Here is a 13,182-nt window from a genome sequence, read left to right as displayed (position 1 = left end):
GCTTGCCCAAGTGACCTTGCCTGACGTCCAATAGCGCCTCGTTCATCGAGGAGCCCGCCATGTCGCGCCCAGCCAGCACCCGCAAGCCGCGCGCCAGCAGCCAGGCCCGTATCGCCGTGATTCTCGCGGCAGCCCGCGAGCTGTTGGCCGAACAGGGCATGGCCAACCTGTCGATCTATACGGTGGCCGAGCGCGCGGGTATTCCGCCTTCTTCGGTGTATCACTTCTTCGCCAGCGTGCCCGCCCTGCTCGAAGGGCTGACTGCCGACGTGCACGCGGCCTTTCGCGCCAGCCTGCTGGAGCCGGTCGACCACGCCGCACTGCGCAGCTGGCACGATCTGTCGCGCCTGGTCGAGCAACGCATGCTGGCCATCTACGCAGCCGATGCCGCCGCGCGCCAGCTGATCCTCGCCCAGCACGGCCTAGCGGAAATCACCCAGGCCGATCACCAGCACGACCTGGAGCTGGGCCGACTGATGCGCGCGCTGTTCGACCGCCACTTCCCCCTGCCGCAATTGCCGACGGATATCGAGGTCTTCAGCCTGGCCATGTCGCTGGGCGACCGCGTCTACGCCCACGCAGTGCAGCTGTACGGTGAAATCGCGCCACGCCTGGCCGAGGAAGGCATGCGTGTGTTCGACGCCTACCTGGGCCTGTACCTGCCGGCTGCGCTGCCGAAACGGGCCACGCCGCTGGCCTGACCGGTCTATCGCCACGCCCCCAAGCCCGTGCCTCTGTGCCTGGGAGCCTGGGAGCCTCTGTGGGAGCGGACTTGTCCGCGAAAAAACACCGCGCCCCCTTTCGCGGACAAGTCCGCTCCCACAAGCACACACCCGATCAGGATCGATAAAAATCTGCAATTTTATCGAGAACCGACCAATCACATCTTCTAATACCGATATTTATCGGATATAAATCGAAAAAAGGCCCTGATGATTTGACCCGTGGGCCACCACAGGTCAGTACCGGGTTCGGCTGACCGCACTCCTGCTACGAGGTGCCTTATGTCCCGTATCGTTACCGTTGCCGCGACCCAGATGGCCTGCTCCTGGGATACCGCCGCGAATATGGCCAACGCCGAACAGCTGGTGCGCCAGGCAGCCGCTCAGGGCGCGCAGATCATTCTGATCCAGGAGCTGTTCGAGACGCCCTACTTCTGCCAGAAGCCCAACGCCGATTACATCCAGCTGGCCACCACGGTCGAGGAAAACCTCGCCATCGCGCATTTTCGCAAAGTCGCTGCAGAGCTGAAGGTGGTGCTACCGATCAGCTTCTTCGAGCGCGCCGGCCGCGCGCGATTCAACAGCATCGCCATCATCGATGCCGACGGCACGAATCTCGGGATTTATCGGAAAAGCCATATCCCCGACGGCCCTGGATATCACGAGAAGTACTACTTCAATCCGGGCGATACCGGCTTCAAGGTCTGGGATACCGCCTATGCACGTATCGGCGTGGGCATTTGCTGGGACCAGTGGTTCCCGGAGTGCGCGCGTAGCATGGCGCTGATGGGTGCGGAAATTCTCTTCTACCCCACCGCCATCGGCAGTGAGCCTCACGACGCCAGCATCAGCTCGCGCGAACACTGGCAGCGCGTGCAGCAGGGGCATGCCGGGGCCAACCTGATGCCGCTGGTGGCCAGCAACCGCATCGGCCGCGAAGAACAGGACGGCTACGCCATCACCTTCTATGGCAGCTCGTTCATCGCTGACCAATATGGCGAGAAGGTCAAGGAGCTGAACCAGACCGAAGAGGGCATCCTGGTGCACGCCTTCGATCTGGACGCGCTGGAGAAGACGCGCAGCGCCTGGGGTGTGTTCCGCGACCGCCGGCCGAACCTATACTGGCCACTTTCCACGCTCGATGGCGAAACCCCATCCGAATGAACGTAGCCCGGATGCAATCCGGGGCTTTTTCTCACGACTCCCCGGATTGCATCCGGGCTACAGGTGAAACATGACCACCCTCAACACCACACCACGCGCCGATGGTTTCCATATGCCCGCCGAGTGGGCACCGCACAGCAAGACCTGGATGGTCTGGCCCGAGCGCCCGGACAACTGGCGTAACGGCGGCAAACCGGCGCAGGCCGCCTTCACCGCCGTGGCCAAGGCCATCGCCCAGTTCGAGCCGGTAACCGTCTGCGCCTCCGCCGCGCAATACGAAAACGCCCGCGCGCGTCTGGACGACGACAACATTCGCCTGGTGGAAATCACCACCGATGACGCCTGGGTCCGCGATACCGGGCCGACCTTCGTCACCAACGCCAGCGGCGAAGTGCGCGGCGTGGACTGGGCCTTCAACGCCTGGGGCGGCTTCGATGGCGGCCTGTACTCGCCCTGGCTGCGTGACGACCAGGTGGCGCGCAAGATTCTCGAGATCGAAGGCTGCAAGCGCTACCGCACCGAGGGTTTCGTCCTCGAAGGCGGTTCGATCCATGTCGACGGCGAAGGCACCCTGATCACCACCGAAGAGTGCCTGCTGAACAAGAACCGCAACCCGCACCTGTCGCGCGAAGAGATCGAGGCGGTGCTGCGCGGGCACCTGGCCATCGATACGGTGATCTGGCTGCCGGACGGCCTGTACAACGACGAGACCGACGGCCACGTCGACAACTTCTGCTGCTACGTGCGCCCCGGCGAGGTGCTGCTGGCCTGGACCGAGGATGCGAACGATCCCAACTATCCGCGTTGCCAGGCCGCCATGCGCGTGCTGGAGAGCGTTCGCGATGCCAAGGGCCGCCAGCTGACCGTGCACAAGATGCCGATCCCCGGCCCGCTCCACGCCACTGTCGAAGAATGCGCCGGCGTCGACATCGTCGATGGCAGCCAGGAGCGCAGCCCCGAGGTGCGCCTGGCCGGCTCCTACGTCAACTTCCTGATCGTCAACGGCGGCATCGTCGCGCCGAGCTTCGATGATCCGAAGGACGAGGAAGCCCGCGCCATCCTGCAGCGCGTGTTCCCCGAGCATCGTGTGGTGATGGTGCCCGGCCGCGAGATTCTCCTCGGTGGCGGCAATATCCATTGCATCACTCAGCAACAACCGGCGCCGCAAAACGGCTGAAAATTGTTCTGAGAGGGCTTCAAGTTGATCCTGACCGAGCCGATAGGCTTGGTTGGGAGCAGCCCGTTACCTCGAAGAGCATGCCATGTTCAATAAAGCCCTCAAACGCGACCTGGAAGCCTCTCATCAGCAGTTGCAGTCCGCCCTCGCGAGGTTGGCTGCCGTCGATCGCTCGACGGCCATGATCGAGTTCAAACCTGACGGCACCATCGTCAGTGCCAACGACAATCTTCTGGCCACCATGGGCTATCGGCTGGAAGAGATCATCGGTAAACACCACAGCATGTTCTGCTTTCCCGAGTACCAGGCCAGCGCCGAGTACCGTCGCTTCTGGCAACGCCTGGCCGCGGGCGAGTACATCCGCGAACGCTTCCGCCGCCGCAACAAACAGGGTCGGGAAGTCTGGCTGGAAGCCAGCTACAACCCGATCCGGGGCGCAGACGGTCGTGTCGAAGGCGTGCTCAAGCTGGCTACCGACATTACCGCCCAGGTCACTCGTGAGCAGGAACAGAACAGCATGGTGCAGGCCATCAGCCGTTCCATGGCGGTCATTGCCTTCAACCTCAAGGGTGAGGTGCTGGAAGCCAACGAGAACTTCGAGCAGACCATGGGTTATCGCCTCGATGAGATTCGTGGCAAGCATCACCGCATGTTCTGTACGCGCGAGGAGGCGGAGTCAGCGGCTTACCGGAGCTTCTGGGAGCGACTCAACAGTGGCGAGTTCTTCTCGGGTCGTTACCAGAGAATCAACCGCCACGGCGATATCGTCTGGCTCAGTGCGACTTACAACCCGGTCTTCGATGCCAGCGGCAACCTCTACAAAGTGGTGAAGTTCGCGCGTGACATCACCGCCCAGGTCCACCAGCAACAAACCGAGTCCGATGCCGCCAAGCTCGCCTACGAGGTATCCCAGCGTACCGACGACAGTGCCCGGCATGGCGCCCAGGTGATCAGCGAGACGGTGGCGGTGGTGCGCGGCATTGCCGACGAATTGTCCCGGGCCGCCGAGGGCATCAGCGCAGTCAGCCAGCAGTCGGAGACGATCAGCAGCATCGTGCAGACCATCCGCGGCATCGCCGAACAAACCAACCTGCTCGCCCTCAACGCGGCCATCGAAGCGGCGCGGGCAGGCGAACAGGGCCGCGGCTTTGCCGTGGTCGCCGATGAAGTGCGCAGCCTGGCAGCGCGTACCGCGCAGGCGACGGTGGAAATCGTCGAGGTGGTCAAGCGCAACCACGACCTGGCGCAAGACGCGGTGAACAACATGCAATCGAGCCAGCACAAGGTCGATCAGGGTGTGGGCCTGGTCAACCAGGCCGGCGATGTCATCGAGCAGATCCAGAGGGGCGCACGGCAGGTGGTCGATGCCGTGCGCCAGTTCGCCGAGGCGCTGGAAGACAACTGATCAGTCGAACGGCTGTGGCCGCGGCGTATCGTTGTTCGACGGCGGCAGGATCGGCAGGGCGAAGCTCGGCTGCTCGCCCGTCAGGGTCTTGAGGAAGGCGGTGATCTTGCCGATCTCGCCTTCGCTCAGCTTACGCCCGAGCTGCAGGCGCGCCATGATGTCCACCGACTCCTCCAGCTTCCAGTAGGCACCGTCGTGGAAGTAGGGATAGGTCAGCTCGACGTTGCGCAGGGTCGGCACCTTGAACTTGAAGCGGTCGGCATCCTTGCCGGTCAGGCCGGCCACGCCTTCGGCCGGGTTGCTGGTTTCATAGGGCTCGACCAGGCCCATCTTCTGGAATGAGTTGCCACCCAGCGCCGGGCCGTTATGGCAGGCCACGCAGCCAATGGACTTGAACAGCTCGTAGCCCTCCCGCTCGGTCTGGGTGATGGCGTTGGCATCGCCCTTGAGCCACAGGTCGAAGCGGGAGTTGGGCGTGACCAGGGTCTTCTCGAACTCGGCGATGGCATCGGTCACTTCGTCGAGGGTGATCTCGTCGTGCTTGTACACGGCCTTGAACGACTCCCGGTACTGCGGGATCGAGCGCAGCACGTCGAGGGCGAGAATGTGGGTGAAGGCCATTTCCATCGGGTTGGCGATGGGCCCGGCGGCCTGCTCCTTGAGGTCGGCGGCGCGGCCATCCCAGAACTGCGCCAGGTTGAGGCTGGAGTTGAGCACGGTGGGCGAGTTGATCGGCCCCTGCTGCCAGGCATGGCCGATGGAGCTGGGCAGGTTGTCGCTGCCGCCCATCGACAGGTTGTGGCAGGAGTTGCAGGAAATGAACCCCGAGCGCGACAGGCGCGGGTCGAAGAACAATTGCTTGCCGAGTTCCACCTTGGCCGGATCGGTGATCTCGGCGGGGGCGATGGGCTGGACGGGTTCGTCGGCTGGTACGGTGGCCCAGGCGCTGGCGCCCAGGCACAACCCGGCCATCAGGCTCAGAGTGCGCATGTGGGTATCTCCTCAGGTATTGGCTGATCTGGTTATGCCTCGACCATGCCCAGCGCCAACCCGGTGCGGCTTGATCTGCATCAAGTCGCCCATGCTTCCGGCTTATTCGATTTGTTTCATTTCATTTAGCAGGTCCGCCTGGCAAGGCGCGTTTCGGCGCACCGCTGCGCTCGCGGAGCCTGCAGCCGGCGGATCTAGCCTTGCCGCAAGAACGAAAAAACCCGCCGCAGCGGGTTCTTTCAACATCGCGCCGATCAGGCGTCGGCGTCCGCGGCAGCCTCATAAGCCGCGGCGTCCAGCAGCTTGTCCAGCTCGCCGGCATCGCTCGGCTTGAGTTTGAAGAACCAGCTGCCGTAGGGGTCGCTGTTGACGCTTTCCGGGCTGTCGGCCAGCGCTTCGTTGATCGCGATCACCTCGCCGCCAACCGGCGCGTAGATATCGGATGCAGCCTTGACCGACTCCACCACACCAGCTTCCTGGCCAGCGTTCAGTTGCTTGCCGACTTCCGGCAGCTCGATGAACACCACGTCGCCAAGGGCTTCCTGGGCGTGGTCGGAAATGCCCACGGTCACGCTACCGTCAGCTTCCAGACGAGCCCACTCATGGCTGGCGGCATAACGCAGATCGGCGGGGATATTGCTCATGTGTCTTTCCTCGTAAGCGATGACGGCAAGCGGGCCGTCAGGACAATTTAGCAGGCCGCGGCAGAAGGGAAAGCCAGCGCCGCGGCCCGATCATTCAAATTAGCGTTTTGCCGTGACGCACGAAGCTCGGCTTGACTACCCGTACCGGGTACCACTTGCCGCGAATCTCCACCTCGGCCCGATCCCCGGTCTGTGACGGCACCCGTGCCAGAGCGATGGATTTGTTCAGCGTCGGCGAGAAGCTGCCACTGGTGATCTCACCCTCGCCGAGGCCTTCGACGCGCACGACCTGATGCGCGCGCAGCACGCCACGCTCTTCCAGCACCAGGCCCACCAGTTTGCTCGGGCAACCGGCGGCGCGTTGCGCCTCCAGCGCCGGGCGGCCGATGAAGTCACGCGCGGCTGGCTCCCAGGCGATGGTCCAGGCCATGTTGGCCGCCAGCGGGCTGACCTGCTCGTCCATGTCCTGGCCGTAGAGGTTCATGCCCGCCTCAAGGCGCAGGGTGTCGCGGGCGCCTAGGCCGATAGGCGAAATACCCGCCCCGACCAGCTCGTTGAGGAAGGACACCGCCTCGGCCACCGGCAGCACGATCTCCAGGCCATCTTCGCCGGTATAACCGGTACGGGCGATGAACCAGTCGCCCTCGGGCAGGCCCTGGAACGGCTTGAGTTCGTGGATCAGCGCCGCACGCGCCTGGGTCAGCAGCTCGGAGACCCGCGCCCGGGCCTTCGGCCCCTGAATGGCGAGCATGGCCAGATCGCGACGCTCGCGCAGCTGTACATCGAAGTCGCCAGCCTGGGCGTGCATCCACGCCAGGTCCTTGTCACGGGTACCGGCGTTGACCACCAGGCGGTAGCCCTGCTCCTGGGAAGAAGAGCCGGTGAGGTAAACGATCAGATCGTCGATCACCCCGCCCTGCTCGTTGAGCATCGCGCTGTACAGCGCCTTACCCGGGCTTTGCAGACGAGCCACGTCGTTGGCCAGCAGACGCTGCAGGTAGGCTTGCGCCTGGCTGCCGCTCAGGTCCACCACGCACATGTGCGAGACGTCGAACACGCCGCAGTCGCGGCGCACCTGATGATGCTCCTCCACTTGCGAACCGTAGTGCAGCGGCATGTCCCAGCCGCCGAAGTCCACCATCTTGGCCCCCAGCGCCACGTGCAGATCATAGAGGGGGGTGCGCTGTCCCATGGGTAAATCTCCTTCCGGGCTTGGCGAAGCGATTCAGACCCCTAGAAGCTACCTGCGTTGCCATTGCTGCGTTACAGGCAAGCTCGAAATGCTCATGTGCAAAAGCACAGTCGGGCGCGACCCCGGGCGTTTCTCGCTTGCCCGCGCCTTGCACTGGCGGCCTCGGCAACGCTTCTAGATGAATCTTGCCGGGTTACCCCGACTCGCGAATGGCGCGCATTGTAGCCGCAAGGTCTGCGGGGGTCATCTGACCAAAGGTCGCGCAGTGCTCCTAGCCTTGATCTGTGTCAGTCCAGAGCCGGAACCAGAGGCTTTCAACCGAAACTGCGAGCCGAGCGGCGGATCAGCAGAATCACTGGCAACAGGCCGACCAGCACCAGGGTCAGGGCCGGCAACGCAGCGCGTGCCCATTCGCCTTCGCTGGTCATTTCGAATACGCGCACCGACAGGGTGTCCCAGCCGAACGGACGCATCAGCAGGGTCGCCGGCATCTCCTTGAGCACGTCGACGAACACCAGCAGCGCGGCCGACAGGGTGCCCGGCAGCAGCAGCGGCAGGTAGACCTTGAAGAACAGGCCGAAGCCGCCAACACCAAGACTGCGCGAGGCCTCCGGCAGCGACGGGCGGATGCGCGCCAAGCTGGTTTCCAGCGGCCCGTAGGCCACCGCCATGAAGCGGATCAGATAGGCCACCAGCAGCGCCGACAGGCTGCCCAACAGCAGCGGCTTGCCGGCGCCACCCAATGCACTGGATAGCGGAATCACCAGCTCGCGATCGAGAAAGCTGAACGCCAGCATGATCGCCACCGCCAGCACCGAACCCGGCAAGGCATAGCCCAGATTGCCCAGCGCCACACCGACGCGCACGCCGCGAGTCGGCGCCTGGCGACGGGCAAAGGCCAGCAGCATGGCCACGCTGACCGTGATCAGCGCAGCGATACCGCCCAGGTAGAGGGTATGCAGGATCAGCCCGGCGTAGCGCTCGTCGAGATCGAAGCGACCGCGCTGCCAGAACCAGACCAGCAACTGCAGCAGCGGAATGACGAAGGCACAGGCGAACACCAGGCCGCACCAGGCGCTGGCGGCGAAGGCCTTCCAGCCCTGCAGGTGATACAGCGCCTTGCCGCGCGGGCGTTCGTTGGCCGGCCGCGCTGCGCCGCGCGCGCGACGCTCGCCGTAGAGCACCAGAGCCACGGCCAGCAGCAGCAGGCTGGCCAGCTGGGTCGCGCTGGTCAGGCTATAGAAGCTGTACCAGGTCTTGTAAATCGCCGTGGTGAAGGTATCGAAGTTGAACACCGATACCGCGCCGAAGTCGGCCAGCGTTTCCATGATCGCCAGCGCCAGACCGGCACCGATGGCCGGGCGCGCCATCGGCAACGCCACGCGCCAGAAGGCTTGCCAGGGGCTCTGCCCGAGCACCCGCGCCGCCTCCATCAGGCCCTTGCCCTGAGCCAGGAAGGCGCCACGGGCGAGCAGGTAGACGTAGGGGTAGAACACCAGCACCAGCACGATGATCACCCCGCCAGTGGAGCGTACCCGCGGCAGACGCAGGCCGCTGCCGAACCACTCACGCAGCAGCGTCTGCACCGGACCGGCGAAATCCAGCAGGCCGACGAAGACGAACGCCAGCACGTAGGCGGGAATGGCGAAAGGCAGCATCAATGCCCAGTCCAGCCAGCGCCGACCGGGGAATTCGCAGAGACTGGTTAGCCAGGCCAGGCTGACGCCCAGCAGCGTCACGCCCACACCAACACCAAGCACCAGGGTCAGCGTGTTGCCGATCAGCCGCGCCATCTGCGTCTGCCACAAGTGCGTCCAGATCTGCTGGTCGACCTCATGCCAGCTCAGCAGCAAGACCGACAGCGGCATCAGCACCAGGGCGGCGACGGCAAGGACGATGGGATACCAGCGACGCTGGACGGGATGCGGCACGCGGATTCCTCGATTCCGGAAAAGACAACGCCCCGGCTAGGCGGGGCGTCGCAGTATAACGGCAGCGGCGTGAACCACTGAAGGTACGATCTCGCGAGCTATCGATGATCGTTCCCGCGCTCCGCGTGGGAATGCAGCTCTCGACGCTCCAGCGTCAGAAGCCGGCAGGCGTGACGCGGTGCGTCACTGGCGACGTACCCATGCCGGAGCGTGGGCACGATCAAGCAGATACGGTCTTACTGCCAGCCGGCGCGATCCATCAGCATGGTCGCTTCGGCCTGGCGCTTGCCCGCCACTTCGGTGGCGATGGAGTCAGCCTTGAAGGTACCCCAGGCGGCCACTTCGTCAGACGGAGCGACCGCCGGGTTGGCCGGGAACTCCTGGTTGACGCCAGCGAAGATGCTTTGCGCTTCCGGGGTGGTCATCCACTCCAGCAGCTTCTTGGCCTGCTCGGCGTGCGGTGCATGCTTGGTCACACCGGCACCGGCCAGGTTGACGTGCACGCCACGGTCGTTCTGGTTCGGCCAGAAGGGCTTGACCTTCAGGTCCGGCTGCTCCTTGTGCAGGCGGCCGTAGTAGTAGGTGTTGGTGATGCCCACATCGCACTGGCCGGCATCAATGGCCTGCAGCAGCGCGGTGTCGTCCGGGAACACGTCGGTGGCCAGGTTGTTGACCCAGCCCTTGATGAGTTCCTCGGTCTTCTCGGCGCCGTGGGTTTCGATCAGGGTGGCGGTCAGCGACTGGTTGTAGACCTTCTTGCTGGTGCGCAGGCACAGACGGCCTTCCCAGTTCTTGTCGGCCAGCGCCTCGTAGGTGGACAGTTCTTCCGGCTTGACGCGCTCGGTGGAGTAGAAGATGGTCCGCGCACGCAGCGACAGGCCGGTCCAGCTGTCGGTGCTGGAGCGATACTGGGCGGGGATGTTGGCCTTGATCACATCGGACTGGGTCGGCTGCAGGATGCCCATCTGCTCGGCCTGCCAGAGGTTGCCGGCATCGACGGTGATCAGCATGTCGGCTACGGCGTTCTCGCCCTCGGCCTTGATCCGCTGCATCAGCGGCGCTTCCTTGTCGGTGATGAACTTGACCTGCACCCCGGTCTTGGCGGTGTAGGCATCGAACACCGGCTTGATCAGTTCATCGATGCGCGACGAGTAGACCACCACCTCGTCGGCGGCCTGGACGGCAGTTGCCAGGGTACTGAGGGTGAATGCAGCGAGCAGCGCGTTGCGAGCCTTCATGGGACCAGCCTCTTGTGGATAAGCAAAGTGGCTGAATACTAGTGAATGCTATTTGCCTTCTCAATGTAAAAGCAGCCATAAAAGTCAGCAGTTGTTTCAGAAGCTGAAACAACTGCTGCGAGCCAGCGCCCGGTGAAAGGCGCCAACTCACGACACGCTTCAGAAGCTGTATTTAAGAGAGGTCATGAAATTGCGCGGAGCACCGTACAGCCCTGCCGCTGTGGTGGTGTAGTACTCCTTGTCGAACAGGTTGTTGACGTTCACCGCGGCCGATAGCTCGGGCGTGAGCTGATAGCGCGCCATCAAGCCAACCAGTGCATAACTGCTTTGCGTGGTGGCATAGCTGAGGTCGTAACCGACCCGGCTCTGCCAGTTCACCCCACCACCGACAGTGAGCTTGTCCAAAGCCCCGGACAGACGATAGGTGGTGAAGATCTTCACGCTGTTACGCGGAATCTCGGTAACGATGCGGCGATCATCGGAGTTGCGGCTGACGCTGTAGGAATAGCCTCCGGTGAGCTGCCAGCCCTCGCTGACCTCACCATTGATTTCCAGTTCCACACCTTCGCTGGTGGTGCCGCTTTCCAGCCGGTAAGCCTGGAAACCATTGGGCTGCAGTCGGTTACCGTCGGCAACTGCCAGGTTGTCCTGCTCGACCTTGAATAGCGCCAGGCTGGTATTGAGGCGCCCGTCGTAGAAATCGGCCTTCAAACCCAGTTCATAGCCGGTGCCCTCCAGCGGATCGAGCGGCGAGCCGTTGACATCACGCACCGAAGCCGATTGCGGGTTGAAGATCTGCGTATAGCTGGCATATGCCGTCCATACGTCGTTGAGGTCATAGACGAAGCCGGCGTAGGGAATGACGATGCCAGTCTCGGTACGACGGGTTTTGGTAGTCGCCCCGCCGTAGATCCGACTCTCGCTGTCACGCTGCCAATCCACCACACGAGAGCCGAGAATCAGGCTGGCGCGATCGCTCAATCGCCAGCGGGACGCCAAGTAAGCCGCGTTCTGAGTTTCGGTCAGGTCGCTATCGCCGCGCTTGGTGAAAGTCGGCTTGGGGATATTGCCGTCCCAGGCGTAGATATTGTCGATATCGCCACTGAAGCCTGCCCAGGAGGTCTGCCAGCCGCCGTAGTTCGGCGTGCCGCGCTCCTCGAGACGCGACAGCGTGACGCCGCTGATCAGCTCGTGCTCGCGCCCGAATAGCGAGAAGGAACCGGTCAGATAACCGTCGAGGTTGTGCTGCTCGGGCTTGGCCTGCCAGCGCGTCGGCATGATGTAAGCGCCTTCACCGGTCGCTGCATCGATCTCACCGTCCATGTAGGTGACTACAGTGTCGTAGTCGTTACGCATGAAGCTGTATTCCAGCTTGGCGCTCCAGTTGTCGCCGAAGTGTTGCTCGATCGACGTGAAGAGCGTGCTCTGCTGGCGGTCGTAGTAGCTCCAATCTGGTGCCGTATTAAAAGAGCGCTTGATGTCCGTAAGCCCACCGTCGGTGGTGAACAACGGAAAACCGGTACGCATCGGCGCCGTGCTATGAGTGACCTGATGGCTGAAGCCCAGCGTCAGCAGCGTCGCATCCGACAGGTCGAACTCGCTTATCCCATAGCCAGTGGTCACCTCCTGGCTGAAGCGATCCAGCCAGGCATGCTGGTCCTTGTGGTCGAGCACCAAACGCGCCCGTACCGTGCCGTTTTCATTCAGCGCACCACCAACGTCCACGCCCAGACCGTAACGATCCCAACTGCCAGCCTCGGTCGAAAGCTGTACCCGAGGCTCGATGGAGGGTCGCTTGCGAATCAGATTGATGGTCGCCGAAGGATTGCCCAGGCCACTGATCAGGCCAGTGGCGCCGCGCACGATCTCTACACGGTCGTACATCGCCGTATTCTGGGTGTAGTTATCCATACGCGACGAGGTCGGTACGCCATCGATCTCGAAGTTGTTAACCGGAAAACCGCGCGACAGATAAACGGTGCTGTCAGCCCCCAGGCTTTCCCGGATCACCGTGATTCCCGTGGTAGCGTCCAGCGCATCGGTGATGTTGTCGAGTTTCTGATCTTCCATGCGCTGGCGAGTCAGCACGGTGACGGATTGCGGCGTCTCCTTGAGCGACAGATTGAGGCGCGTCGAGCTACTGGAGGACTCGGTGGTATAGGAGCCGGTGCCCTCGGTAGTCGAGCCAGGCGCCTTGCCGGAAATGGTCATCAGCGTCAGTTCCACAGCTCCGGCAGGCACCGCACTCACCAGCACATAGCCACCATTGGCCTGGCGCTGCGCCTGCAAGCCACTACCGGCGAGCAGATAGACCAATCCCTCCTCGACACCATAACGCCCCTGCAAGCCCGGCGATTGCAAGCCGCTGACCTGCGTGCTGGCGAACGACAGCGTCACACCGGCTGCCGTAGCGAACTGGCTCAGTGCAGCATCGAGCGGGCCGGCAGCGATGTTGTATTCGAAAGCACCCTGCTCCTGCGCATAAGCCGGAGCGGACAGCAAAACGAGCGGCGCCAGGGGCAGACCGAACAGGGCCAGTTGCACGGCGCGCAGCAGCGGCCGGGCGGCGGGAGTGAATCGGGGCATGCGGTTTTCCTTATCGTTGGCGGGGCAGACATGCGGCTGGAAACGCCACTTCACCTGCTTGGCCGGATGAGAATGAAAATCGGCAACCCATAAGTGAAAATTTTATCGTTCGTCGCATTTTGTAGGAGGCGCT

General features: G+C 63.3%; 10 protein-coding genes and 1 pseudogene. 5 read left to right on the top strand and 6 right to left on the bottom strand.

From position 1 onward, the window contains the following. Nucleotides 1-59: 59 nt before the first annotated feature. The 5 genes and pseudogenes from B2U07_RS16775 to B2U07_RS23140 all read left to right on the top strand — a co-directional run bounded on the left by B2U07_RS16775 (nucleotide 60) and on the right by B2U07_RS23140 (nucleotide 4,468). Nucleotides 60-701 (top strand): TetR/AcrR family transcriptional regulator, encoded by a 642-nt coding sequence (locus B2U07_RS16775; RefSeq protein ID WP_275545627.1) that lies wholly within the window; start codon nucleotides 60-62, stop codon nucleotides 699-701. 303 nt (nucleotides 702-1,004) lie between these two features. Next, complete coding sequence (gene aguB, locus B2U07_RS16770; RefSeq protein WP_275545628.1) at nucleotides 1,005-1,886, top strand: N-carbamoylputrescine amidase; 882 nt, start codon at nucleotides 1,005-1,007, stop codon at nucleotides 1,884-1,886. Nucleotides 1,887-1,956: 70 nt separating this feature from the next. Further along, a complete protein-coding gene (gene aguA, locus B2U07_RS16765) occupies nucleotides 1,957-3,063 on the top strand; it encodes an agmatine deiminase (protein WP_275545629.1) in 1,107 nt (368 codons plus the stop codon). 85 nt (nucleotides 3,064-3,148) lie between these two features. Beyond that, nucleotides 3,149-3,922 (top strand): annotated as a pseudogene (locus B2U07_RS23145) (PAS domain-containing protein); the annotation flags it as partial. A gap of 87 nt (nucleotides 3,923-4,009) precedes the next feature. Then, entirely contained in the window at nucleotides 4,010-4,468 is a 459-nt protein-coding gene (locus B2U07_RS23140) for a methyl-accepting chemotaxis protein (RefSeq protein ID WP_419096363.1), read from the top strand. Here the strand turns inward: B2U07_RS23140 and B2U07_RS16755 are convergent, their stop codons facing one another. The 6 genes from B2U07_RS16755 to B2U07_RS16730 form a co-directional block, all read right to left on the bottom strand. Further along, nucleotides 4,469-5,458 carry a cytochrome-c peroxidase gene (locus B2U07_RS16755; protein ID WP_275545631.1) on the bottom strand — a complete coding sequence of 330 codons (990 nt, stop codon included), beginning with the start codon at nucleotides 5,456-5,458 and terminating at the stop codon, nucleotides 4,469-4,471. 254 nt (nucleotides 5,459-5,712) lie between these two features. Then, nucleotides 5,713-6,102 (bottom strand): glycine cleavage system protein GcvH, encoded by a 390-nt coding sequence (gene gcvH / locus B2U07_RS16750; protein WP_161865714.1) that lies wholly within the window; start codon nucleotides 6,100-6,102, stop codon nucleotides 5,713-5,715. Between the two features lie 94 nt (nucleotides 6,103-6,196). Beyond that, nucleotides 6,197-7,294, bottom strand: a complete 1,098-nt coding sequence (gene gcvT, locus B2U07_RS16745; protein ID WP_275545632.1) for a glycine cleavage system aminomethyltransferase GcvT — start codon at nucleotides 7,292-7,294, stop codon at nucleotides 6,197-6,199. Nucleotides 7,295-7,608: 314 nt separating this feature from the next. Beyond that, nucleotides 7,609-9,225: an ABC transporter permease gene (locus B2U07_RS16740; RefSeq protein ID WP_275545633.1), complete on the bottom strand. Its 1,617-nt coding sequence runs from the start codon at nucleotides 9,223-9,225 to the stop codon at nucleotides 7,609-7,611. A gap of 236 nt (nucleotides 9,226-9,461) precedes the next feature. After that, on the bottom strand, nucleotides 9,462-10,463 hold the full coding sequence (locus tag B2U07_RS16735; protein WP_275545634.1) for an extracellular solute-binding protein: 1,002 nt from the start codon (nucleotides 10,461-10,463) through the stop codon (nucleotides 9,462-9,464). 159 nt (nucleotides 10,464-10,622) lie between these two features. Continuing rightward, nucleotides 10,623-13,049 (bottom strand): TonB-dependent receptor, encoded by a 2,427-nt coding sequence (locus B2U07_RS16730; RefSeq protein ID WP_275545635.1) that lies wholly within the window; start codon nucleotides 13,047-13,049, stop codon nucleotides 10,623-10,625. Nucleotides 13,050-13,182 lie beyond the last annotated feature (133 nt).

Origin of the sequence: Pseudomonas sp. UBA7530, from assembly GCF_002479365.1 — a bacterium.
In the GTDB taxonomy this organism is placed as follows: domain Bacteria; phylum Pseudomonadota; class Gammaproteobacteria; order Pseudomonadales; family Pseudomonadaceae; genus Aquipseudomonas.
This window is presented reverse-complemented; position numbering and strand designations above follow the sequence as displayed.

Excerpts from the sequence above, each read along its gene's own strand:
- B2U07_RS16755 (WP_275545631.1), bottom strand. The coding sequence starts at position 5,458 with ATGCGCACTCTGAGCCTGATGGCCGGGTTGTGCCTGGGCGCCAGCGCC.
- gcvT (WP_275545632.1), bottom strand. The coding sequence starts at position 7,294 with ATGGGACAGCGCACCCCCCTCTATGATCTGCACGTGGCGCTGGGGGCC.
- aguA (WP_275545629.1), top strand. The coding sequence starts at position 1,957 with ATGACCACCCTCAACACCACACCACGCGCCGATGGTTTCCATATGCCC.
- B2U07_RS16735 (WP_275545634.1), bottom strand. The coding sequence starts at position 10,463 with ATGAAGGCTCGCAACGCGCTGCTCGCTGCATTCACCCTCAGTACCCTG.
- aguB (WP_275545628.1), top strand. The coding sequence starts at position 1,005 with ATGTCCCGTATCGTTACCGTTGCCGCGACCCAGATGGCCTGCTCCTGG.
- gcvH (WP_161865714.1), bottom strand. The coding sequence starts at position 6,102 with ATGAGCAATATCCCCGCCGATCTGCGTTATGCCGCCAGCCATGAGTGG.
- B2U07_RS16775 (WP_275545627.1), top strand. The coding sequence starts at position 60 with ATGTCGCGCCCAGCCAGCACCCGCAAGCCGCGCGCCAGCAGCCAGGCC.
- B2U07_RS16730 (WP_275545635.1), bottom strand. The coding sequence starts at position 13,049 with ATGCCCCGATTCACTCCCGCCGCCCGGCCGCTGCTGCGCGCCGTGCAA.